Source organism: Clostridium sp. DFI.1.208 (genome assembly GCF_024463855.1).
Lineage (GTDB): Bacteria > Bacillota_I > Bacilli_A > Erysipelotrichales > Erysipelotrichaceae > Clostridium_AQ.
On sequence record NZ_JANGCA010000214.1, the window covers coordinates 1 to 393 of the forward strand.

At 45.8% G+C, this 393-nt stretch carries 1 protein-coding gene; it reads right to left on the bottom strand.

The window, feature by feature from the left end; translation table 11 throughout:
* The coding region (locus NE665_RS24090; RefSeq protein ID WP_256302729.1) for a hypothetical protein at positions 1-393 on the bottom strand (393 nt) is incomplete at both ends.

Consider the following 393-nt stretch of genomic DNA (forward strand, 5'->3'; position numbering starts at 1 on the left):
GCACTTGGATCATAGGTGTCCGTCTCTGCGATCCTCGTCCACAGATAGTATGTCGTCGTTCGATTCAGGTTCGTAAATTCATAGCTGCCGTCGTCTTTCTTCTTCAGCGTATCCCAGTCTCCTTCTTCCGGAGTATACCCTTCTTCCTTACTGAGATAGTATTCATACGTATCATTCACCTCTGTCAGGATCAGGTTCGTATCCAGGTCTCGCTTCAAATCTTGATACTTGGCATCCAATGGATTTGGGTTCATCTCTTTTGTCACGATGACAGAATTCGTCTTCTTTATGCTTCCCTGATAATGGGCAGCATTTTCCTTCGCTTTGTATTCCACCGTGATGTAGGAGCCGACATCCTCCTTCGTATAGGTATAGCTGTAGCTGATCGTCTTC